The organism is Pseudomonas graminis (genome assembly GCF_900111735.1).
GTDB classification, from domain to species: Bacteria; Pseudomonadota; Gammaproteobacteria; order Pseudomonadales; family Pseudomonadaceae; genus Aquipseudomonas; species Aquipseudomonas graminis.
Window position 1 is genome coordinate 1 of sequence record NZ_FOHW01000032.1, and the last position, 22,583, is coordinate 22,583.

The 22,583-nt window shown below is 59.6% G+C and carries 15 protein-coding genes; 3 read left to right on the plus strand and 12 right to left on the minus strand.

Annotated elements, in window-relative coordinates:
• Positions 1-122: 122 nt before the first annotated feature.
• The 6 genes from betA to BMY98_RS20380 all read right to left on the minus strand — a co-directional run bounded on the left by betA (position 123) and on the right by BMY98_RS20380 (position 7,350).
• Complete coding sequence (betA, locus tag BMY98_RS20355; RefSeq protein ID WP_245760098.1) at positions 123-1,823, minus strand: choline dehydrogenase; 1,701 nt, start codon at positions 1,821-1,823, stop codon at positions 123-125.
• 148 nt (positions 1,824-1,971) lie between these two features.
• Positions 1,972-3,444 (minus strand): betaine-aldehyde dehydrogenase, encoded by a 1,473-nt coding sequence (betB, locus tag BMY98_RS20360; protein WP_074892153.1) that lies wholly within the window; start codon positions 3,442-3,444, stop codon positions 1,972-1,974.
• Between the two features lie 75 nt (positions 3,445-3,519).
• On the minus strand, positions 3,520-4,113 hold the full coding sequence (gene betI, locus BMY98_RS20365; RefSeq protein WP_074892155.1) for a transcriptional regulator BetI: 594 nt from the start codon (positions 4,111-4,113) through the stop codon (positions 3,520-3,522).
• A 198-nt stretch (positions 4,114-4,311) separates the two neighbouring features.
• Positions 4,312-5,493 carry a choline ABC transporter ATP-binding protein gene (gene choV, locus BMY98_RS20370; protein ID WP_074892157.1) on the minus strand — a complete coding sequence of 394 codons (1,182 nt, stop codon included), beginning with the start codon at positions 5,491-5,493 and terminating at the stop codon, positions 4,312-4,314.
• Positions 5,490-6,335, minus strand: a complete 846-nt coding sequence (choW, locus tag BMY98_RS20375; RefSeq protein ID WP_074892159.1) for a choline ABC transporter permease subunit — start codon at positions 6,333-6,335, stop codon at positions 5,490-5,492. Before choW ends, choV begins: the two co-directional genes overlap by 4 nt.
• A gap of 67 nt (positions 6,336-6,402) precedes the next feature.
• Positions 6,403-7,350: a choline ABC transporter substrate-binding protein gene (locus tag BMY98_RS20380; protein ID WP_074892161.1), complete on the minus strand. Its 948-nt coding sequence runs from the start codon at positions 7,348-7,350 to the stop codon at positions 6,403-6,405.
• A 476-nt stretch (positions 7,351-7,826) separates the two neighbouring features.
• Between BMY98_RS20380 and BMY98_RS20385 the strand changes: the two genes are divergently transcribed.
• A complete protein-coding gene (locus BMY98_RS20385; RefSeq protein ID WP_074892163.1) occupies positions 7,827-9,203 on the plus strand; it encodes an L-serine ammonia-lyase in 1,377 nt (458 codons plus the stop codon).
• Between the two features lie 470 nt (positions 9,204-9,673).
• Positions 9,674-10,777, plus strand: coding sequence for a choline metabolism transcriptional regulator GbdR (gbdR, locus tag BMY98_RS20390; protein ID WP_074892165.1), 1,104 nt, complete (start codon positions 9,674-9,676; stop codon positions 10,775-10,777).
• 37 nt (positions 10,778-10,814) lie between these two features.
• Here gbdR and BMY98_RS20395 read toward each other — a convergent pair whose 3' ends face one another.
• Positions 10,815-11,081 (minus strand): hypothetical protein, encoded by a 267-nt coding sequence (locus tag BMY98_RS20395; protein WP_074892167.1) that lies wholly within the window; start codon positions 11,079-11,081, stop codon positions 10,815-10,817.
• 331 nt (positions 11,082-11,412) lie between these two features.
• On the opposite strand from BMY98_RS20395, the gene BMY98_RS20400 reads away from it, so the two are divergent.
• Positions 11,413-12,255: a 23S rRNA (adenine(2030)-N(6))-methyltransferase RlmJ gene (locus tag BMY98_RS20400; RefSeq protein ID WP_074892169.1), complete on the plus strand. Its 843-nt coding sequence runs from the start codon at positions 11,413-11,415 to the stop codon at positions 12,253-12,255.
• 90 nt (positions 12,256-12,345) lie between these two features.
• Here BMY98_RS20400 and BMY98_RS20405 read toward each other — a convergent pair whose 3' ends face one another.
• From BMY98_RS20405 to aceE, 5 genes are all read right to left on the minus strand, one after another.
• Positions 12,346-13,770: a hypothetical protein gene (locus BMY98_RS20405; protein WP_074892171.1), complete on the minus strand. Its 1,425-nt coding sequence runs from the start codon at positions 13,768-13,770 to the stop codon at positions 12,346-12,348.
• Positions 13,771-13,976: 206 nt separating this feature from the next.
• Positions 13,977-14,636 (minus strand): peptide-methionine (S)-S-oxide reductase MsrA, encoded by a 660-nt coding sequence (msrA, locus tag BMY98_RS20410; RefSeq protein ID WP_074892173.1) that lies wholly within the window; start codon positions 14,634-14,636, stop codon positions 13,977-13,979.
• Positions 14,637-14,767: 131 nt separating this feature from the next.
• A complete protein-coding gene (locus BMY98_RS20415; protein ID WP_074892175.1) occupies positions 14,768-17,461 on the minus strand; it encodes a putative bifunctional diguanylate cyclase/phosphodiesterase in 2,694 nt (897 codons plus the stop codon).
• Between the two features lie 368 nt (positions 17,462-17,829).
• Positions 17,830-19,500 (minus strand): dihydrolipoyllysine-residue acetyltransferase, encoded by a 1,671-nt coding sequence (gene aceF, locus BMY98_RS20420; protein ID WP_074892177.1) that lies wholly within the window; start codon positions 19,498-19,500, stop codon positions 17,830-17,832.
• Positions 19,501-19,646: 146 nt separating this feature from the next.
• A complete protein-coding gene (gene aceE / locus BMY98_RS20425; RefSeq protein WP_074892179.1) occupies positions 19,647-22,292 on the minus strand; it encodes a pyruvate dehydrogenase (acetyl-transferring), homodimeric type in 2,646 nt (881 codons plus the stop codon).
• Positions 22,293-22,583 lie beyond the last annotated feature (291 nt).

Consider the following 22,583-nt stretch of genomic DNA (forward strand, 5'->3'; position numbering starts at 1 on the left):
TGAGGGTGTATCCACCGGCCTCTTCCCGGCTGAAGCCGGTCCCACTGACACAGCGCACGCCGCTAGTGAAACTGGCTCACGCCCATTGTGGAACCGGTTTGAGCCGGTCTTGTGATTGGCGTTTATTGCTGCGCCAACGGGCCCACTTCACGCATCGGCTTGCCACGTACTGGCGCGTCGCCGGCGACGTAGTAATCGGCGGTGCTGCGCGGCAGCGGGGCGCGGCCACGGATCTTGTCGGCGATTTTCTCGGCCATCATGATCGTCGGCGCGTTGAGGTTGCCGGTGGTGATCAGCGGCATGATCGACGCATCCACCACGCGCAGCCCTTCCATCCCGTGCACACGGCCCTGGCCGTCGACGACTGCCATCTCATCGGTGCCCATCTTGCACGAGCAGGACGGGTGATACGCGGTCTCGGCGTGCTCACGGATGAAGGTGTCCAGTTGCTCGTCGCTCTGCACGTCGATGCCCGGGCTGATTTCGCGGCCACGGTATTTGTCCAGCGCCGGCTGCTGCATGATCTCGCGGGTCAGGCGAATGCCGTCGCGGAATTCCTGCCAGTCCTGCTCGGAAGCCATGTAGTTGAAAAGAATGCTCGGGTACTCGCGGGGGTTCTTCGACTTCAACTGCACGCGGCCACGGCTTGGCGAACGCATCGAGCCGACGTGCGCCTGGAAACCGTGCTCTTGCACGCCCTTGCTGCCGTTGTAGTTAATCGCGACCGGCAAGAAGTGGTACTGAATGTTCGGCCACTCGAATTCCTTGCGCGAACGAATGAAACCGCCCGCCTCGAACTGGTTGCTGGCGCCGATGCCTTTGCCGAGGAACATCCACTCTGCACCGATGGCCGGCTGGTTCCACCACAGCAGCGAAGGGTACAGCGAGACCGGCTCTGTGCAGGCGTACTGCAAATACATTTCCAGGTGGTCTTGCAGGTTCTCGCCAACGCCCGGCAGGTCGTGAACGACCGGGATGTCGAGCTTCTTCAGCAGCGGCGCAGGGCCGACGCCGGAACGCTGCAGGATCTGCGGCGAGGCAATTGCGCCACCACACAGCAGGACTTCCTTGCGAGCGCGCGCTTCGATGCGGGTGTCGCTGTCGCCGACCATGTAGGCCACGCCGACGGCGCGCTTGTTGTCGAACAGAATACGGTCAGTCAGCGCGTGAGTGACGATGGTCAGGGTCGAGCGCTTCTTCGCTTCGTCCAGATAGCCACGGGCGGTGCTGGCGCGACGGCCGAACGGCGTGACGGTGCGGTCCATTGGGCCGAAACCTTCCTGCTGATAACCGTTGAGGTCGTCGGTGCGCGGATAACCGGCTTGCACGCCTGCTTCAACCATCGCGGCGAACAGCGGGTTATTGCCGGCCTTGGGCGTGGTCACGCTGACCGGGCCTTCGCCACCGTGGTAGTCGTTCGGGCCGATGTCGCGGGTTTCGGCCTTGCGGAAGTACGGCAGGCAATCGAGGTAAGACCAGTCTTCCAGCCCCGGGTTTTTCGCCCAGCCGTCGTAGTCCATGGCGTTGCCGCGGATGTAGCACATGCCGTTGATCAGCGACGACCCACCCAAGCCCTTGCCGCGACCGCATTCCATACGGCGGTTGTTCATGTGCGGCTCTGGCTCGGTCTCGTAGGCCCAGTTGTAGCGACGGCCCTGGAGCGGGAACGCGAGCGCGGCCGGCATCTGTGTGCGGAAGTCGGCGCGATAGTCCGGGCCGCCTGCTTCAAGCAACAGCACGGTGACGCCTGCGTCCTCAGTGAGACGGGCTGCCAGGGTGTTACCGGCCGAGCCGGCGCCGATGATGATGTAGTCGTATTCCAAGATAAATCTCCTTGGGAGTTGCAAGCGTCAAGCCTCAAGCTGCAAGAAAAAGCAGCGAGGCGGCGCCTGCGAGATTGATGGGGTGAGCGGCAAACCAGGACTGCAGTTGCTTTGTCTTGAGGCTTGCCGCTTGCCGCTTAAAGCTGCTTTAGAACACCGACGCGTAATCGCCCAGCTCAACCTGCACAGACTTGATGCGTGTGTACTGCGCCAGCGAACTGATGCCGTTTTCACGGCCCACGCCCGACTGCTTGTAGCCACCGACCGGCATCTTCGCGTCGGACTCGCCCCAGGCGTTGATCCAGCAAATACCGGCTTCCAGTTGATGGATCACACGGTGCGCGCGGTTCAGGTCCCTGGTCACGATGCCGGCAGCCAGACCCATTTCGGTGTCATTGGCGCGACGGATCACTTCTTCTTCGGTGTCGTAGCTGAGGATGCTCATGACCGGGCCGAAGATTTCCTCTTTGACGATGGTCATCTCATCGGTGCAGTCGGTGAACACGGTCGGCGCGACGAATGCACCGTCACCCAGCTCACCTTCGGTCAGACGGTCGCCGCCGATCAGCAGGCGGGCGCCTTCTTCCTTGCCCTTGGTGATGTAGCCGAGCACGTTTTCCATGTGCGCGAAGCTCACCAGCGGGCCGAAATTGATGTTGTCGTCTTGCGGATTACCAACGCGGATGCGTTTGACGCGCTCAAGGATTTTCGCTTCGAACGCTGCCTTCAGGGCGCTCGGCACGAACACGCGAGTGCCATTGGTGCAGACCTGACCCGAGCTGTAGAAGTTCGCCATCATCGCGATGTCAGCGGCGCGATCCAGATCGGCGTCGTCGAAAATGATCAGCGGGGACTTGCCGCCCAGCTCCATGGTCACTTCCTTGAGCGACGAGCTCGACGCACTGGCCATGACTTTCTTGCCGGTCTGCACGCCGCCGGTGAACGAGATCTTCTCGATACGCGGGTGCTCGGTCAGCCAGCTGCCCACGTCGCTGCCGGCACCGGTCAGCACGTTGAACACGCCGTCCGGCACGCCGGCTTCGGTGTAGATCTCTGCCAGCTTCAGCGTGGTCAGCGAGGTGACTTCGCTTGGCTTAAAGATCATCGCATTGCCAGCTGCCAACGCAGGGGCGGACTTCCAAAGGGCGATCTGGATCGGGTAGTTCCACGCGCCGATGCCGACGGTGACACCCAGCGGCTCGCGGCGGGTGTAGACGAACGAAGTGTCACGCAGCGGAATCTGCTCGCCTTCGATCGCGGGCACCAGGCCGGCGTAGTACTCCAGCACGTCAGCGCCGGTGACGATGTCGACGTATTTGGTTTCGGAGATCGCCTTGCCGGTGTCCAGGGTTTCCAGTTCGGCCAGCTCATCGTTGCGTTCACGCAGGATGTCGACGGCACGACGCAGGATGCGCGAGCGCTCCATGGCGGTCATGGCGGCCCAGACTTTCTGGCCCTTTTCAGCGCTGACAACGGCGCGTTCGACGTCTTCCTTGGTGGCGCGCTGCACCTGGGCCAGGACTTTGCCATTGGCCGGGTTGATGGCTTCGAAGGTCGCGTTGCTGCTGGCGTCCACGTAGCCGCCGTCGATGTAGAGTTTTTGCAGTTCGAAACGGGCCATAAAATCCTCGCAGTAGTCTGGTTTGGGTGACGACCGAGTGCGCCGTGCGCTGCCTTGGTCGTGATGCCGGCTGCCTCAGCTCGGCGCTTTTGCCAGTTGAAAGTCCATGTACTCGTAGGCGATCCGTTGCGCTTGTTCGGTGTCGAAGGCGTCGCCCGAAAGCGCGCCGCGCAGCCACAAGCCGTCGATCAATGCCGCCAGCCCCCGGGCTGCGCTGCGTGCTTCGTCCAACGGCAATGCGCGACGGAACTGGCAGCACAGGTTGGAATACAAACGGTGATCGTTGATCCGCTGCAGCCTGTGCAGCGAGGGCGAATGCATGCTGGTTGCCCAAAAGGCGAGCCAGGTTTTCATCGCCGGACCGTTGACCTGACTGGAATCGAAGTTGCCCTCGATGATCACTTTCAGGTGAGCCCGCGGGCTATCGTCGTTCAATGCCCGGCGCCGCTCGGCGACGCTGGCGATCAGCGCATTCATCAGGTGGCGCATCGTCGCTGCGATCAGGCCGTTCTTGTCCTGAAAGTAGTGACTGATGATGCCGTTGGAGACCCCCGCCAGTCTGGCGATCAGCGCAATGCTGGCATCGCCCATCCCGACCTGATCGACCGCCGTCAGGGTGGCCTGGATCAACTGCTGACGCCGAATGGGTTGCATACCGACCTTGGGCATCTGTGGGACTCCTTGATGTGCCGGGTGATCGTGAGTGGCTGGAAACGACGTCCACTGTAAAGCTTTTTAATTGAACGTTCAATCAACAAAAAAGCGGGGGCGCAGAAAAGCAGCCACAAGCTTTGAGCTCGAAGCCGCAAGAGTCGAGGCGTGGCGGCCTTTTTCTTGCGGCTTGAAACTTGAAGCTTGCAGCTGCTATCAGCCGTGATTCTTGCCTAGCAATGCGTGGTACAACTCGCTGTCGCCGAGGATGCCGACCAGTTGGTTGTTCTCCTGCAGCACCAGCTTGTTGCCGGTGTGATAGCGGATCTGCAGGGCGTCGCGCATGCCGATGTCGGAGTGGACGACGGTCGGCTTGCGGCCAAGGGTTTCCACCGACTGGCCCGGCTCCCAGCTTTGCAGATCAAGGGTCGCGCCATGCTGGTGGGCGCCGGTGATGGCGTTGCCTTCGGACAGATCAATCCATGTGTCGTCGCTCGGGTCCAGGCAGACCTGAGAACCGTTGATGCGCGTGCACTGGGTGATCGGGCGCATCAGGCTGCGACCGCACAGCACGTTTAGCGGATTGGTGTGGGCAACGAATGTCCGCACGTATTCATCGGCGGGGTTGAGCACGATCTCTTCCGGCACGCTGTACTGAATGATCCGGCCGTCCTTCATGATCGCGATGCGGGTGCCCAGCTTGAGCGCTTCGTCCAGGTCGTGACTCACGAAGACGATGGTCTTGTTCAGCTTCTTCTGCAGCACCAGCAGTTCATCCTGCAGGCCCTGACGGATCAGCGGATCGAGGGCCGAAAACGGCTCGTCCATCAGCAGAATGTCGGCGTCCATCGCCAGCGCACGGGCCAGGCCGACACGCTGCTGCATGCCGCCCGACAGCTCGTCCGGCTTCTTGTTGCGCCACTGGGTCAGGCCTACCAGCTCCAGCTTTTCGTCCACCAGCGCGCGCCGCTCTTTCTCGGGGCGGCCCTGCATTTCCAGACCGAAACTGATGTTCTCACGCACCGTCAGCCACGGCATCAGGGCGAACTTCTGGAACACCATGGCGATGCGCTTGGTGCGCATCATCTTCAGCTCGGCGGGGGTGCAGGCAGCGATATTGATCTGCTGGCCTTCGTGCTCGACGAACAGCGAACCGCGGCTGACCGTGTTCAGGCCGTTGATGCACCGCAGCAAGCTGGATTTGCCGGAGCCCGACAGCCCCATCAGTACGCAGATCTCGCCTTTGTTGATCTCCAGCGTGGCTTTTTCGACGCCGACGATCTGACCGGTTTTCTTGAGGATTTCTGCCCGCGTAAGGCCCTGGTCCAAGAGCTTGAGTGCCTCACGCGGGTCTTTGGAGAAGACGACGTCAACCTGATCGAATTTGATGATGCTCATGCGTCGGCCCTCACTTTGGCGTCCGGTTGTTTGCAGATCCGGTCGAGCATGATCGCCAGCAATACGATCGCCAGGCCCGCTTCGAAGCCCAGAGCGATATCAGCAGTGTTCAGTGCGTTGACCACAGGTTTGCCCAAACCATCCGCGCCCACCAGCGCGGCAATCACCACCATCGACAGCGACAGCATGATGCATTGGGTGATGCCGGCCGCGATGCTCGGCATTGCATGGGGCAGTTCGATACGGGACAGCAACTGACGACGCGAGCAGCCGAAGGCTTTGCCGGCGTCGAGGAGTTCTTGCGGGACATCACAGATGCCCAGATACGTCAGGCGAATTGGTGCAGCGATCGCGAACACCACCGTCGAAATCAGGCCCGGCACCACGCCGAGGCCGAACAGGGTCAGGGTCGGGATCAGGTAAACGAAAGTAGGGACGGTCTGCATCAGGTCGAGCACCGGACGCATGCAGGTGTAGAACATCGGCTTGTGCGCGGCAATGATGCCCAGCGGCACGCCGATCACCACACAGACCGCCGTGGCGAACAGCACCTGCGCCAGGGTCTCCATGGTTTCCTGCCAGTACCCCAGGTTGAGGATCAGCAGGAAGGAAATGATCACAAATGCGGTCAGGCCCCATTTGCGCTGAATGAAGTGAGCGAGCAGGGCAACCAAGCCGATCAGCACGAAGGGGTTGAACCAGGTCAGCCCGCCGGTCAGGCCGTGAATCATGGTTTCCAGTGAGGAAGCGATGGCGTCGAAGGTGCTGGCGCCGTGTTGCGTCAGCCATTCGACAAAGCCGGCGATGTACTCGCCCAGGGGGATTTTATGATCAGTCAGCATGGTATGGGTTGTCCGCGTGCGGGATGAAAAGAGGACAACAGGCGGGCGTACCCGCCTGCCTGTCGCGTTACTTCGTCAGCTCGGCTTTTGCGGCTTCCAGGCCAGGTTTTCCGTCCACGGTGGTGACACCCGCCAGCCAGGTGTCGAGTACTTGAGGGTTGGCTTTCAGCCACGCTTTGGCGGCTACTTCAGGTTTTTTCTTGTCGTCGAGGATGTTGCCCATCAACGCGCTTTCCATCGGCAGCGTGAACGACAGGTTCTTCAACAATTGACCGACGTTGCTGCACTCGGTGGTGTAGCCCTTGCGCACGTTGGTGTAGACGGTGGCTTTGCCGAAGTCGGGGCCGAAGAAGTCATCGCCGCCGGTGAGGTATTTGATTTTGAAGCGGGTGTTCATCGGGTGCGGTTCCCAGCCCAGGAACACGACGTCGGTGTTGCGTCGCGAAGCGCGGTCGACCTGGGACAGCATGCCCGCTTCGCTCGACTCGACGACTTTGAAGCCTGCGTCTTTCAGGCCGAAGGCGTTCTTGTCGATCATGCTCTGGATCAGGCGGTTGCCGTCGTTGCCCGGCTCGATGCCGTAGATTTTGCCATCGAGCTCTTTCTTGAATTTGACGATGTCGGCGAAGTCGTGAAGCCCCTTGTCGTACAGGGCCTGGGGAACGGCGAGGGTGTACTTGGCGTTTTCAAGGTTGGCACGCACCGTCTCTACGGTGCCGGCATCGCGGTAGGCCTTGATGTCGTTTTCCATGGTCGGCATCCAGTTGCCGAGGAAGATGTCCATGTTTTTGCCATCGGCCAGCGACTTGTAGGTCACTGGCACGGAAATCATCGTGGTTTTGGTTTTGTAGCCTAGCGACTGCAGCACGACGCTGGTGACGGCGGTGGTCGCTGTGATGTCGGTCCAGCCCACATCGGAAAAATTGACCATCTGGCAAGCGGCAGGCTCTGCGGCCTGGGCCAGGATCGGGAGACTCAGCGCAACGCCCAGTAACAGCCTTTGTGAACCTTTCATGTTGGACTCCTTTGGTGTTTTTTTCTCGGCATCAACCGCAGTTGATGCGTTTTATGGTGTCGGCGAGTCAAGTTGGGAAAACAGCTCCATCACTGCGTCTGGCGATTGAGTCGACAACGATCATGTAACAGGGAAAAACAAACGCCTACAGGGGGCGTCGTATCCAGTACACAGGGCGTCGTATCCAGTATCAGTGACGTCGCTTACAGGTTTTTTCCCTGCTCGCCGAATGATTCCCGGGACAAAAGCAGAGTGACGATACGGCAAAAAGTGCCCGAATCGGCAGCCGATCGTGCTCAGGCACCGGTTCAAGCAGACGCGACGTTGGTGGGCATGGGTGAGTCGGTGTGAGACGCCGCCCTGCAAAACAAAAGGCTGATGATGCCGCCATCTCGATGGATCGCTGCTTGAGCGTAGCAGCTCCGTCGCCGGCCGCGCGGCGCGCCGGGAGCCCTGTTTACGGAGGTTTGCGGTTAATGGCTATCAGCGTGTTCGACCTGTTCAAGATCGGTATCGGCCCCTCCAGCTCACACACCGTCGGCCCCATGCGCGCGGCAGCATTGTTCGTTCAGGGGCTGCGCGAACGCGATCAAGTGGCGCAGGTGCAACGCCTGGAAGTACGGCTCTACGGCTCGCTGTCGGCAACCGGCGTCGGCCATGGCAGCGACAGCGCGGTGATCATGGGCCTGATGGGCGAGTGGCCCGATGCGATCGATCCTGCGCTGATCGGCCAGCGCATTGCCGAACTGCGTGAAACCGACACCCTAAAGCTCAATGGCGATTGCCCGATCCCTTTCATCTGGCAGCGCGACATGCTGCTCATCGACGAAAACCTGCCGTTCCATCCCAACGCCATGACGCTGGTCGCGTTCAATGAGCAGGGCGAGTTTCATCGCGACACTTATTACTCGGTGGGCGGCGGTTTTGTCGTCGATGAAGCCCAGGCCGCCAGTGGCGTGCTGGATCGCGACGAAACCGTGCTGCCTTATGATTTCTCCAGTGCCGATGAACTGCTGATGCTCTGCGAAACCCACGGTCTGCGAGTGTCGCAGCTGATGATGGAAAACGAGAAGGTCTGGCGCAGCGAAGACGAAATCCGCGCCGGGCTCATGCACCTGTGGCGTGCCATGCAGGCATGTGTCGAGCTGGGCTTGAAGCACGAGGGCATCCTGCCGGGCGGCCTGAACGTGCGTCGTCGTGCGGCGCGTTTGCATCGCAGCCTTCTTGAGCTGAACAAGCCGAACGTGATCGGCTCGACGCTGAGCGCGATGGAGTGGGTCAACCTGTTCGCGCTGGCCGTCAACGAAGAAAACGCCGCAGGAGGGCGCATGGTCACGGCGCCCACCAACGGCGCGGCGGGGATCATTCCGGCGGTACTGCATTACTTCGTCAAATTCAGCGACGAGGTCAGCGAAGCCAACGTGGTCGATTACCTCTTGGGCGCCGCAGCCATCGGCATTCTGTGCAAAAAGAACGCGTCGATCTCAGGCGCAGAAGTCGGCTGTCAGGGCGAGGTCGGTTCGGCGTGCGCCATGGCGGCGGCCGGTCTGGCGGACATCCTGGGTGCCACCCCGGCGCAGCTGTGCAACGCGGCTGAAATCGGTCTGGAACACAACCTCGGCCTGACCTGCGATCCGGTGGGCGGACTGGTTCAGGTGCCATGCATCGAGCGCAACGCCATCGCTGCGGTGAAAGCCATCAATGCCGCGCAAATGGCGCTGCGTGGCGACGGCCAGCACTTCATCTCGCTGGACCGGGTCATCCGCACCATGCGCGACACCGGCGCCGACATGCACGACAAATACAAAGAGACTTCGCGCGGCGGGCTGGCGGTCAGCGCCGTCGAGTGTTGAGTGGGTAACGCCTGTTCATGGGAACTCTCTGGGATAAAAGCAGGGGCGCATTTAGCCGCCTGCTCGCTTTTCGCCCACCGCTCGATGAGGCCGCTACGTTTTGGCGCGTGGTCTCCCTTGAGCTGGCGCGTTGCCATCTGAATCTGCGGCCTGACGCTGGCCACCGATCACCCCGTGCGTCGGGTGACACTCCCCGACCGCCTGCCTATCCGATGGTTCACACATGTGATACGGAATTGCTCATCCCTCCCGCAGCGCCTATGGCTCAGCCGCCACGACGTCGCGATTTGAATCGTGGTGTCGCTCCCGAATAGACGCTTCGCGACGTCGCAATCGGGAGTAGTTGAATGCTCATTCAACTTTAGGCATGGCATTTGCGTTGCAATGACCAAGCTCTCCGCAGATGAGGGCGATACAACGAGAGCCTCTGCTGAGGCCTTCAACCGTTTTACGCGTGAGGAGAAAGTGTGATGACTACGTTCAACTCCGGGGCTCAACCCCAGAACCGTGCGCCCCAATCCATCGGCTTCCTGCTGCTGGACAACTTCACACTGATCTCCCTCGCGTCAGCGGTCGAGCCCCTGCGTATGGCAAACCAGCTGTCAGGCCGCGAGCTGTATCGCTGGACCACACTGACGGCGGATGGCGGCCAGGTCTGGGCCAGCGACGGTCTGCAGATCACCCCGGACGCGGCCATGCACAAAGCGCCGGTACTCGACACCGTGATCGTCTGCGGTGGCGTCGGCATTCAGCGCACCGTGACCCGCGAACACGTCAGCTGGCTGCAGAGTCAGGCGCGCCAGTCCCGTCGTCTGGGCGCCGTGTGCACCGGCAGCTGGGCTCTGGCCTGCGCGGGTTTGCTGGACGGGTTCGACTGCAGCGTGCACTGGGAATGTCTGGCCGCGATGCAGGAAGCTTTCCCGCGCGTTGCCATGAGCACGCGTCTGTTCACCCTCGACCGCAACCGTTTCACCAGCTCCGGCGGCACCGCGCCGCTGGACATGATGCTGCACTTGATCAGCCGTGATCATGGCCGCGAACTGTCCGCCGCGATCTCGGAAATGTTCGTCTATGAGCGGATTCGTAACGAGCAGGATCACCAGCGCGTTCCGCTCAAGCACATGCTCGGCACCAACCAGCCAAAGCTGCAGGAAATCGTTGCGCTGATGGAAGCCAACCTGGAGGAGCCGATCGATCTGGACGAACTCGCGGTGTATGTCGCCGTGTCCCGCCGTCAGCTGGAAAGGCTGTTTCAGAAATACCTGCACTGCTCGCCATCGCGCTATTACCTCAAGCTGCGCCTGATACGCGCCCGCCAGCTGCTCAAGCAAACGCCGATGTCGATCATCGAAGTGGCGTCGGTCTGCGGCTTTGTGTCCACGCCGCACTTCTCCAAGTGCTACCGCGAATATTTCGGCATCCCGCCACGGGACGAGCGCGTCGGTTCCAACACCGCCCAACAGGTGGCAATGCTGCCGATCCCGCCGTCGCTTGTTCTCGCGCCGTTGTCCGGGCCGCTGTCAGCGCTGAGTCAGGCGCGTAATGAATCGACGTTTGCGAGTGTGCGGTTGTAAGGCGACGTTCCCTTGCGTATTACCGCGTAAGGTTAGCTCAGGCCTGCGCTTGGCCCTGTTTGTAAGTGGCCAGCGCAGGCAATAATTGCTGATCAATGGCTTGGCGCACAGCCGGCAGAATGGTTGCACTGCCGGTCAGCAGTTTCTCAACCAGTTGCCGCAATGCCCGCGCGCGATCGTTGTTGAGACCGCACACCGCTTGGCTACACGCCTGTTCTGCACTGATGCCGGAGGGCACGTCTAGACCAATCGCCCTGAGTTGGCTGATCAAGTCGTCCTGGTCGATGAGGTCTGCATGCATCATGACGTGCGCTCCTTTTATTGAGATTGATCCGATTCTGGAGCTGTGCGTGTCGGCTCGGCAAGTGCCGGCTCGGTGGATGTCTGGCATGCGTATAACCGTGTCGTTTACGGCTATGTAACCGTTTAGTTCATTTGGCATAATCGCCCCACTTACATCGCGCAGACTACGGTTTGGTCACCCTCTGGTCCGCGCAAGCGCCTCACCCCGGTTTTGTAACGGCTTAACCGGGGATTTTTTTGCCTGTCGTTTGGGCTCCCTCCGTCGGCAGGGCATGAGCGGTCTGCGCAACTTCGGCTGTTTTGATAAACTCCGCAGCCTTCCAGGAGCCGCCATGAATTACCGTCACGCCTTTCACGCCGGCAACCACGCCGACGTCTTCAAACACATCGTTCTGACTCGCTTGATCGCGCTCATGTCGCGCAAGGAGCAGCCACTCGCTTACCTCGATACCCACGCGGGCATCGGCCTGTATGACTTGCAGGGCGATCAGGCCACGCGCACCGGCGAATGGATCGAAGGCATCGGCCGCCTCTGGGATGCCGACGATGTGCCTGAAATGGCGGCTGGTTACATCGACGCGATCCGCCACATGAACCGCAAGACCGGGGAACTACGTTACTACCCGGGCTCGCCCGAACTGGCCCGCCGCATCACCCGCGAACAGGACCGCGTACTGCTCAACGAAAAGCACCCCGAAGATGGCGCGCTGCTCAAAGACAACATGAAATACGACCGGCGTGTCGCCGTGCACCTGGGCGAAGGCTGGCATGTGCCCCGCGCCTTGTTGCCCGTGCATGAAAAGCGCGCGGTGATGCTGATTGATCCGCCGTTCGAGCAACTGGACGAGATGAAGCGCTGCTCCGTCGCTCTCAAGGAAACCATCGCGCGAATGCGCCAGACCGTCGCCGCCATCTGGTACCCGATCAAGGACCAGCGCGCGCTCAAGCGTTTCTATCAGGACCTGGCCGAAACCGGTGCGCCGAAGCTGCTGCGGGTCGAGTTGTTCGTGCATCCGCTGGACACGCCGAACAGCCTCAACGGCTCCGGCCTGGCAATCGCCAATCCGCCATGGGGACTGGAAGAAGAGTTGCGCGAGTTGATGCCATGGTTGGCCAAGAAGCTCGGCCAGACCCAAGGCGACTGGAAGATGGATTGGTTGATTGCGGAGGCTTGATTCGCGTAGTGATTCGCGAAGGCCAAAGCCTGCCTCGAACCCTTTGATGGTTTGAGGCGGGCTGATGCAGTTGCTAAATGGACACGTCGGCTAGATTTGTGAGTCACCTAGCACTCTTTCCAGTGTGCTGCCCCCAGCGCTTCGTACAGTCCCGAACAAATACTTGCTCCCCTGCAGTGCTCCTGCGTCACACCATTGCGCACCCTCAACCCTCGCCAAGCCGTTTTCATCGCCGAATCCCGCATCAGGCTCACCTGTCTGCGCATCAAAGCGCCCGATCAGGCCATCATTGGGCTCTCCAAGTGGGGTCTGGAAACGTCCACAGACGACAATTTTGCCGTTGGAGTCCAGAAAAGCGTCAGAGATCGGCAGGTTAGGTCCTGTTAAGGGATAGATGATTTTTATTTTTCCCCCATTGAAACTTTTGGGGATTTGCCCTTCCTGGTTCAGGGACGCCAAGAAAATTCCTCCAGCCACGTTACCGACAATAATGAGGTTCTCATCTGCGGGTATCATCCTTTGACAGGGGAAATAGCCGACCTCGGTGCTTATTTTGAAATAGCCATGATCCGCGAACTGGCTGTCAAGGTTACCGCTGCTGTCAATCTTCATGACGAAACTCTCGCTCCCGCGTAATTCAGTGGGCGAGCGTACAGCGCCGCTAACAATAAACGAGTCGCCGCCTGGAGTCAGATAAAGGCCAGTCGGATAAAACTTTTTGCCGGGTTCCAATTGGAGGTAGCCTACGTTGTTGAAGCTCTTATCAAGTTCACCCGATTCTGTAAGTTTTATTAAGTAGCCATGCAGTTTGTAGTTCAAGAAATCTGTACCGGACTGGTAGATTTCGGTTGCTAAAAAACATCCGCCCTCTGGAAGATGAATGAAGCCGCCCCAGTCACTGGTGTTTTGTATGCCGTCATCGTGTGCGGAGCGTTGGCAGTTACCATCCTTAGCACTTTTCAGCTGTTCCGATGTCAGTCCGAGATCGCCCAGCAGCGCGTTTTTAACCTCCGTTTGGGCGTGCGGTTTTTTTTGATTTTTCAATGAGTCAGAGACATCACTCCTCTCTTTTTCTTCCTCAAACGGCAGTACGTAAAATTGCACGCCATCTTTTCCGTAGTCTTGGTCCAGCCTCCCGTCTTCAAATAGACGTGCCGTTGCAGGCATGGTTACTGGATCCATGCTTGTATTTTCATCGGACCTCACCCGGACCAGCAGCCGTATCAACACTTTTCCAGTGCCGGGCAAGCTGTGCAGGCCAGCAGTTAGAAAGGGCGATACCCCACTCGGGAAGGGAAGCGTCAGATAACCATTTGTACCGAAGCTCGTATCAATCTTTCCTTCCGGGTCTGTTTTGCAATAGCGCGTCGGTACTCGGCCACCATCAAGACTCATGATGATGCTTCGGTCTGGCAAGACTAACAACTGAGTAACATAGCCGTCCACGTCAACATCGCTTTCAAAGTCCGGGTCGAGTGCAGCTTGCCGGTTTGAGGAACCACTTTGCTTAGTCATTACATTAATCTCCATGGCAGGTATAAATCAAACATAGCAATGCCATGGACGTAAGGTTAGATTGCTTCGCGATTGGATTGAACGTTCTAATTTCGAATGCGCAGAGGCGTTAAAACTTTCAGTCTGTAGACAGGCGCGATCAATAACATTTGACGCTCTGCCAAGGCAGACTGAAAGTTCGATGCCTTTAGTAGGCTTTCAGCGGTTTAGGGATTTAACGACGCCGGCATGCAGACGCCCGTCCCGCCAATACCGCAGTAGCCTTGGGGATTCTTCGCCAGGTATTGCTGGTGATACGCCTCGGCGAAGTACACGGTGGGCGCCTGGTCGATGTCGGTGGTGATTTCTCCCAGACCGGCCTTGGCCAGTTCGGCTTGATACACCTCGGCGCTGGCCTTGGCCGCCTGCAGTTGCTCAGGTGTCGTCGCGTAGATCACCGAGCGGTATTGCGTGCCGATGTCGTTGCCCTGACGCATGCCCTGTGTCGGGTTGTGCAATTCCCAGAACATCGCCAGCAGTTGCTCATAGCTGACCTTCGCAGGCTCATACACCACGAGTACCACTTCAGCGTGGCCTGTCAGCCCCGAGCAGACTTCTTCGTAGGTCGGGTTCGGCGTGAAACCGCCCGCGTAGCCCACGACGGTGCTGACCACGCCTTCTTGCTGCCAGAAGCGACGTTCTGCCCCCCAGAAGCAACCCAAGCCAAAGATGGCGAACTCGACTTCATCGAAGAATGGTCCGAGCAGGGGGTTGCCATTGACGAAATGGGTTTCAGGCAAGGCCATGGGTGTTTCGCGCCCAGGCAGTGCTTGCTGGGCGGTAGGGAGAGCGTTTTTATTCACAAGAATTTCCGAGCGCAAGACCATGAGGTACATCCTCTCTGGGGCAGGACAACCGACATGCGTTGTCAGTGAAAACGGTATATGGGGTCAGAATCGGCTGATGCAAATGCAGGGCGGCAAGTGTGCCGCACTCAGATGACGCGGGGAAGGGGGTGTCAGGCCAGAGGGCCGCGCGGGTAGCGACGCAACTTCTCGATCAGCTCTTCGCCCGGAATCGGTTTGTCGAACAGATAGCCCTGACCAACGTCGCAGCGGTGGCGACGCAAGAAGGCCAGCTGCGCCGCCGTTTCGATGCCTTCGGCGACCACGGTCAGCTTGAGGTTGTGCGCCATGGCGATGACCGCCGAGGTGATTTCCATGTCGTCCTGATCATCGGGAATGTCCCGAATGAAGCTGCGGTCGATCTTGATCACGTCGATGGGGAATTTCTTCAGGTAACTGAACGACGAATAACCCGTACCGAAGTCATCCATCGCGAGGGTCAAGCCGAGGGTCTTAAGCGACTCGAGTTGCAGGCGCGTGTCTTCGGTCGCTTCCAGCAGCAGGCCCTCAGTCAGCTCCAGTTCCAGCAGCGACGGGTCGAGCTGTTCGTCACGCAGAATACCGGCGAGCGAAGAAACCAGCTCCGGATCGGAAAACTGTTTCGGTGACACGTTGATGGCCACATGCAGCTTGCCGTATCCGGCGGCGGTCAGTTGTTTGCTCATGCGGCAGGACTGGCGCGCGACCCATTTCCCGATCGGGATGATCAGGCCAGTTTCTTCGGCGACGCTGATGAACTGGTCCGGACGGATCATGCCTTTTTCCGGATGATTCCAGCGCAACAGCGCTTCCATGCCCAGCAAACGGCCACTGCGCAGGCACAGCTTGGGCTGGTAGAAGACTTCCAGTTCGTTCTGTGTCAGCGCGCGACGCAGGTTGTTCTCGACGAACAGCTTGTAGCTTGCCTCGGCGTTCAGCGCTTCGGTGAACACCTGCACCTGATGCTTGCCGTTGGCCTTGGCCTTATGCAGCGCCAGGCCTGCGTTTTTCATCAGCGTCTGCGGGTCGCGGCCATGGATCGGCGCGCAGGCCAGCCCCACCGAGCCGGTTACGCTGATCAACTGATTGTCGACGAACATTGGCTTGTCCAGCGTGCTCAGCACCTGGCTGGCGACGCGTTGGCCTTCCTCTGGGGTGGTGTCGTCGAGCAGTACAGCGAATTCGTTACTGGCAAAGCGCGCCAGAATGCCGGTCGGGTTCAGGCTATTGCGCAGGCGACGGGCAAGGCTGATCAGCAGCTTGTCACCGGTCTGGTGGCCAAGGCTGTCGTTGATGCGCTTGAAGTTGTCGATGTCCACCAGCAAAAGACTGATCGGCGTCTCGACGTCCCGGGCAAAGTGCTCGTCCAGGGTTCGGATGAACGCCGGACGGTTGCCCAGACTGGTCAGATTGTCGGTGTACGCCAGGCGCTCGATCCGCTGCTGGGAGAGCTTGGCCTGGGTGATGTCCTCGTAGATGCCGATGTAATGGGTCAGTTCGCGGTTGTCGCCGTAAACCTTGGAAATCGACAGCTGGCCCCAGTACGGTTCCAGATTTTTGCGTCGGCTCTTGAACTCGCCCTGCCAGCTGTTCCCGTTGACCAGGCTGGAATTCGCGTCGAGCAGCAGCGGGCTGAGATTTTCCAGCGCCGGCAGCTCCGAGAGTTGCTGTCCGTGGACCTCATCGGCCGGGTATTGAGTGATCTCGGTGAAGCTTGGGTTGACGTACTCGACCACGCCGTCGCGGTTGACCAGCAGAAACGCATTGGCGCTCTGCTCCACGGCACGCTGAAACAGGTGCAGGGCGCTGGTGGCGGTGCGGCGGTTGTGATTGTTGATGGCGTGGGCAAACTGATCGGCCAGCTCACCGGCAAAAGCAATCTCATCGGACTGCCATTCCCGTGGCGTGCCGGTCTGCTCAAGGCACAGCACGCCCACCACCTGGCCATCAATGCGCACCCCAGCATCGAGAATCGCGGTGATGTCTTGGGTGCGCAGTCGCTGAACCAGCTCGCGCGTACGCGGATCCTGCTCGACATCGTTGACGTCAATGGCGCGGCTGGTGTGCAGCACGTCCAGGTAGCTGGGGAATTCGCTGATGTCGATCGCGCCGGTCTTGGGGAACGTGCTGGTATCCCGGCGGTACTCGGCAATCGGCTCAAGGGTCTTGCCGTTGAGATTCCACAGACTGGCGCAAGAGATGTCGTAAATCTCGCAAGCGCTCTTGGTGATCAGCTCAGCGGCTTCCTGCAGTGAGTTGTTCGAGCTGTAGCGATGGCGCGCCAGACGCAAAATCAGGCTCTGCTGCGCGCGAACTCGCTCAAGGTGCAGCAATTGTTCGTGCTGGGCACGCTGGTTGAGTTCCAGTGCGATCTGCAGGCGGGAGTTCTGCACCTCCAGATCGGGGCCCATGACCAGTTCGCCGGGCTCAGCTTGCTCACCGACCACCATCAGATACCCGCGCAGCAGATGCCGATTGTGCTGCTTGTATCCCTCACCGATCTCCACCAGCCCCAATGGGCCGCGCGTCGTGTGCAGGGTGTAGCGAATGATGTAATGGGCGCTGCCCGCCAGTTGCATCTGCACGGCGTCGTGCAATTGATAGCGCGCTTCGGGCTCCATGAGACTGGCGTAAGGCGTACCCACCAGCGCGCAGAGCTCGACGGCGGGCATGCTGAATTGCTTTTCGCAGTTCGGATCCAGGTAGAGCATGGCCCAGCCGGGTTCGTTCAGCCGCTCGAAACGCAGCATGCCGAGCCGCGAGGGCACCGGTAGTTGCGTCACGACCTCGGCCGCCGGTCTTCCGGCAGCATCGGGTTGGCTTTTCATGGAAAGAACTCGCTTTCAGGGTGCTGTCGCGCACGGGCAAAGAGCCCGTCTTTAAATCGCGTGCCGCAAGGTTGCATCATGGCGCACAGGCTGACAAGTCAGCGCGATGGCTTAGTGCTATAAATCTGTCGGCAGACGGTTGATTTACTGGAGGTAATTGGCCGGATTGTCGGGGTGAGGATCAGGCGGCTGGTGTTTGTGCATCATCAGCTATCGGCAGCTCGGCCGAATACTGTAGGGACTTGTTGTCGTGAATGGATGCCTTTTCAAACGGCAAAAAAAGCCCCGCCAGTGGGCGGGGTTGAGGTACGAGCGTGGCAGCTCGAAAAAGCGAAGGCCCGTTTCGCTTGAAACGGGCCTTGTACGGCTTACAGCAGAATGGTGCGGATGTCCGCGAGCAATTCGCTCAGACGCTTGGTAAAGCGTGCAGCAGCGGCGCCATTGATCACGCGGTGATCGTAGGACAGCGACAACGGCAGCATCAGGCGTGGCTGGAAAGCCTTGCCGTCCCAGACCGGTTGCATGGTGGCCTTGGACACGCCAAGGATCGCCACTTCCGGCGCGTTGACGATCGGCGTGAAGCCGGTGCCGCCAATGTGACCCAGGCTGGAGATAGTGAAGCAGGCGCCTTGCATGTCGTTGGCCGACAGCTTTTTGGAACGCGCTTTTTCAGCCAGCTCGGCTGCTTCGGCCGCCAGTTGCAGCAGGCTCTTCTGATCGACGTTCTTGATGACCGGGACCAGCAGGCCTTCCGGTGTGTCCACCGCGAAACCGATGTTGAAGTATTTCTTGCGAATGATCGCTTTGCCGCTTGGCGCCAGCGAACTGTTGAAGTCCGGCAGTTCCTTGAGCATATGCGCGCTGGCCTTGAGCAGCAGCGGCAGCACGGTCAGCTTCACGCCAGCTTTTTCAGCCACGGCTTTCTGCGCGATACGGAAAGCTTCCAGGTCGGTGATGTCGGCCTGGTCGAATTGCGTGACGTGCGGAATGTTCAGCCAGCTGCGGTGCAGACCGGTTGCGCCCAGCTGCATCAGACGCGTCATCGGCACTTCTTCGGTTTCGCCGAAACGGCTGAAATCGACTTCCGGAATCGGCGGGATGCCCATGCCGCCCGCAGCGCCGCCAGCAGCAGGCGCGTCCTTGGACTTGGTCATGATGGATTTGACGTAGGCCTGTACATCTTCTTTCAGCACGCGACCGTGTGGGCCAGTTGCCGAAACAGCGTTCAGCTCGACGCCAAACTCGCGAGCCAGCTGACGAACAGCCGGGCCAGCGTGAACCTTGGCGCCATTGTTCGCAGGTGCGGCGGCGGGTGCGGCAGCAGGCGCAGTAGAGCTTTCAGCTTTCGCAGCCGGAGCAGCAGCGGCCGCCGGAGCAGCCGCTTCAGCCTTGGCCGGAGCCGGGGCAGCCGCCTGAGCAGGCGCGGCAGCAGGTGCAGCACCCGCCACTTTCAGTTTCAGAATCAGGTCGCCAGTGCCGACTTCGTCTTCGACCTTGACGCTGATGCTTTCGACAACGCCTGCGGCTGGAGACGGGATCTCCATCGAGGCTTTGTCAGATTCCAGGGTGATCAAGGATTGATCAGCTTCGATGCTGTCGCCCACTTTGACCATCAGCTCGATGATACGAGCCTTGCCCGACGAACCGATGTCCGGGACGTGAATGTCCTGGACAGTTTCCGAAGCAGCAGGTGCAGCCGCTGCGGCAGGCGCAGGTTCGGCTTCGGCTGGCTTCTCGGCAGGCTTTTCAGCAGTAGGGGCAGGCGCGGCAGCGGCAGGTGCAGCAGCAGGCTCGGCCGCCGCTTCGCCTTCCACTTCCAGCTCAAACAATTCGTCGCCTTCTTTCAGGCGGTCGCCCAGCTTCACTTTCATCGCCTTGATGACACCGGCTTTAGGCGCAGGGATTTCCATGCTTGCCTTGTCCGACTCCAGCGTCAGCACGCTCTGGTCAGCCTCGATGCGATCACCGACCTTGACCATCAACTCAATGACTTCACCTTCACCGTTGCCGATGTCGGGTACGCGAATTAACTCACTCACAATGTCTCTCCTTAGGAGAACCTGTTCCTCGACTGCGCCGAGTCTTCTGCAACGAAACAGCCTGGATGCTCATTTACCGAGGTAAATTCCGCATCGGCGGCTGTTTCGCGCATGTTTCAGCGCTCTATTCGATCGTTACGCAGACCTTAGCAGTCCAGCGGGTTGCGCTTTTCAGGATCAATGCCGAACTTGGCAATGGCTTCCGCCACGACCTTAGGTTCGATATCGCCGCGATCGGCCAAGGCTTCCAGCGCTGCCAGCACCACGAAGTGACGGTCAACTTCGAAGAAGTTGCGCAGCTTCTTGCGGCTGTCGCTACGGCCGAAACCGTCGGTGCCCAGCACTTTGTATTCCTTGGTCGGAACCCACTGACGGATCTGGTCGGCGAACAGTTTCATGTAGTCGGTCGAAGCGATCACCGGACCTTTACGGCCGTTGAGGCATTCTTCAACGTAGCTCAACTGTGGCTTCTGACCCGGCTTCAGACGGTTGCTGCGCTCTACGGCCAGGCCGTCTCGACGCAATTCGTTGAAGCTGGTGACGCTCCAGACGTCCGCGCCAATGTTGAACTGCTCGCGCAGGATCTTCGCCGCTTCGCGTACTTCACGCAGGATGGTGCCCGAACCCAGCAGCTGCACGTGGTGCGCGGCTTCCTTGGTGTCTTCTTCGAGCAGGTACATGCCCTTGATGATGCCTTCCTCGGAACCGGCCGGCATGGCAGGTTGCGTGTAGGACTCGTTCATCACGGTCAGGTAGTAGAAGACGTCCTGTTGTTCTTCGAACATCTTCTTCATGCCGTCCTGAATGATCACCGCCAGCTCGTAGCCGTAGGTTGGATCGAAGGTGCGGCAGTTCGGGATGGTCGAGGCCAGGATGTGGCTGTGACCGTCTTCGTGCTGCAGACCTTCACCGTTCAGGGTGGTACGGCCGGCAGTGCCGCCGATCAGGAAGCCACGGGTGCGGCTGTCGCCTGCGGCCCATGCCAGGTCGCCGATACGCTGGAAACCGAACATCGAGTAGAAGATGTAGAACGGAATCATCGGCTGGTTGTGGCTGCTGTACGAAGTACCTGCCGCGATGAACGACGACATCGCGCCGGCTTCGTTGATGCCTTCCTCGAGGATCTGACCCTTCTTGTCCTCGCGGTAGAACATCACTTGTTCTTTGTCGACTGGCTCGTACAGCTGGCCTACGGAAGAGTAGATACCCAACTGACGGAACATGCCTTCCATACCGAAAGTACGGGCTTCGTCCGGGATGATCGGGACGATGCGCTGACCCACTTCCTTGTCCTTGACCAGTTGGGTCAGGATGCGCACGAACGCCATAGTGGTGGAAATTTCGCGGTCGCCGGAGCCGTCAAGGATGGCCTTGAGGGTTTCCAGTGGCGGAGTCGGCAGGTTGAAGCTCTGTGCGCGACGCTGTGGTACGAAGCCGCCCAGTGCAGCGCGACGCTCGGCCAGGTAACGCGCCTCGGCGCTGCCTTCTTCCGGCTTGAAGAACGGCAGGGCTTCGAGCTGATCGTCTTTGATCGGGATGTCGAAGCGGTCACGGAAGTGACGCAGGCTGTCGACATCGACCTTCTTGGTGTTGTGCGCGGTGTTTTTCGCTTCACCGGCGCCGGTGCCATAACCCTTAATGGTCTTGGCCAGAACCACGGTCGGCTGACCCTTGTGGTTCACCGCTGCGTGGTACGCCGCGTAGACCTTGTACGGGTCGTGGCCGCCACGGTTCAGCTTCCAGATTTCGTCGTCGGACATATCCGCAACCATCGCCTTGAGTTCTGGCGAGTTGAAGAAGTGTTCGCGCACGAAAGCGCCGTCTTTGGCTTTGTAGTTCTGGTATTCGCCGTCGATGACTTCGTCCATGCGACGTTGCAGGATGCCGTCAACGTCTTTGGCCAGCAGTGGGTCCCAGAAACGGCCCCAGATGACTTTGGTCACGTTCCACTGAGCACCGCGGAACACGCCTTCCAGTTCCTGGATGATCTTGGCGTTGCCGCGAACCGGACCGTCCAGACGCTGCAGGTTGCAGTTCACGACGAAGATCAGGTTGTCGAGCTTCTCGCGACCGGCCAGGGCGATGGCGCCCAGGGATTCCGGCTCGTCGGTCTCGCCGTCGCCCAGGAAGCACCAGACTTTCTGCTTGCCTTCAGGGATGTAACCGCGGTGCTCCAGGTACTTCATGAAGCGCGCCTGGTAGATCGCCTGAATCGGACCCAGACCCATGGAAACGGTCGGGAACTGCCAGAAGTCTTTCATCAGCCACGGGTGCGGATAGGACGACAGACCGTTGCCATCGACTTCCTGACGGAAGTTGTTCATCTGGTCTTCGGTGATGCGGCCTTCCATGAACGCACGGGCGTAGACGCCTGGCGATGCGTGACCCTGGAAGTAGATCAGGTCGCCGCCGTGTTCGTCGGTCGGGGCCTGAAAGAAGTAGTTGAAGCCGATGTCGTACAGGGTTGCGCTGGAGGCGAAGCTGGAGATATGACCGCCCAGATCCGGGTCGCCGATGTTGGTCTTGACCACCATCGCCAAAGCGTTCCAACGTACCAGCGAGCGAATGCGGCGTTCCATGAACAGGTCGCCGGGCATGCGTGCTTCGTGGGTAACGGGGATGGTGTTGCGATACGGCGTGGTGATGGCGTAAGGCAGTTGCGAACCACTTCGTGTGGCCAACTCACCCATACGGGTCATCAGATAATGAGCACGGTCTTCGCCTTCTTTGTCGAGAACCGATTCCAGGGCGTCCAGCCATTCCTGGGTTTCGACGGGATCGAGGTCTTGCATGGCTTGCTCCAGGGCGGAAAGGCTTCCAGAATCGGTTGCCTGAGTTTGTTGCGACTGGCCTTGTGGGCAGACGATATAAAATTCTTGGATGACCGGATGGGTCCCCGGTGTTGTGTAGTTTTACTACAAATCTCGGGCTAATTCAGCTTTTTGACTTGTATATACAGTAGTAAAACTACAGCAGAGCGTGGTTATCGCTCGTAGTGCAGTGTCCGGTAAAGCAGTGTTGTCGGTGCAAAAATCTGACGAGTCGCCTGATTAATAATGCTGGCAGCCAAGAATCGCCAGCCA

Bases quoted from the DNA above. Each gene is read 5' to 3' on its own strand.
- BMY98_RS20405 (WP_074892171.1), bottom strand. From the start codon at position 13,770: ATGACTAAGCAAAGTGGTTCCTCAAACCGGCAAGCTGCACTCGACCCG.
- BMY98_RS20385 (WP_074892163.1), top strand. From the start codon at position 7,827: ATGGCTATCAGCGTGTTCGACCTGTTCAAGATCGGTATCGGCCCCTCC.
- betI (WP_074892155.1), bottom strand. From the start codon at position 4,113: ATGCCCAAGGTCGGTATGCAACCCATTCGGCGTCAGCAGTTGATCCAG.
- BMY98_RS20380 (WP_074892161.1), bottom strand. From the start codon at position 7,350: ATGAAAGGTTCACAAAGGCTGTTACTGGGCGTTGCGCTGAGTCTCCCG.
- BMY98_RS20400 (WP_074892169.1), top strand. From the start codon at position 11,413: ATGAATTACCGTCACGCCTTTCACGCCGGCAACCACGCCGACGTCTTC.
- choV (WP_074892157.1), bottom strand. From the start codon at position 5,493: ATGAGCATCATCAAATTCGATCAGGTTGACGTCGTCTTCTCCAAAGAC.
- betB (WP_074892153.1), bottom strand. From the start codon at position 3,444: ATGGCCCGTTTCGAACTGCAAAAACTCTACATCGACGGCGGCTACGTG.
- aceE (WP_074892179.1), bottom strand. From the start codon at position 22,292: ATGCAAGACCTCGATCCCGTCGAAACCCAGGAATGGCTGGACGCCCTG.
- msrA (WP_074892173.1), bottom strand. From the start codon at position 14,636: ATGGTCTTGCGCTCGGAAATTCTTGTGAATAAAAACGCTCTCCCTACC.
- choW (WP_074892159.1), bottom strand. From the start codon at position 6,335: ATGCTGACTGATCATAAAATCCCCCTGGGCGAGTACATCGCCGGCTTT.
- BMY98_RS20395 (WP_074892167.1), bottom strand. From the start codon at position 11,081: ATGATGCATGCAGACCTCATCGACCAGGACGACTTGATCAGCCAACTC.
- BMY98_RS20415 (WP_074892175.1), bottom strand. From the start codon at position 17,461: ATGAAAAGCCAACCCGATGCTGCCGGAAGACCGGCGGCCGAGGTCGTG.
- gbdR (WP_074892165.1), top strand. From the start codon at position 9,674: ATGACTACGTTCAACTCCGGGGCTCAACCCCAGAACCGTGCGCCCCAA.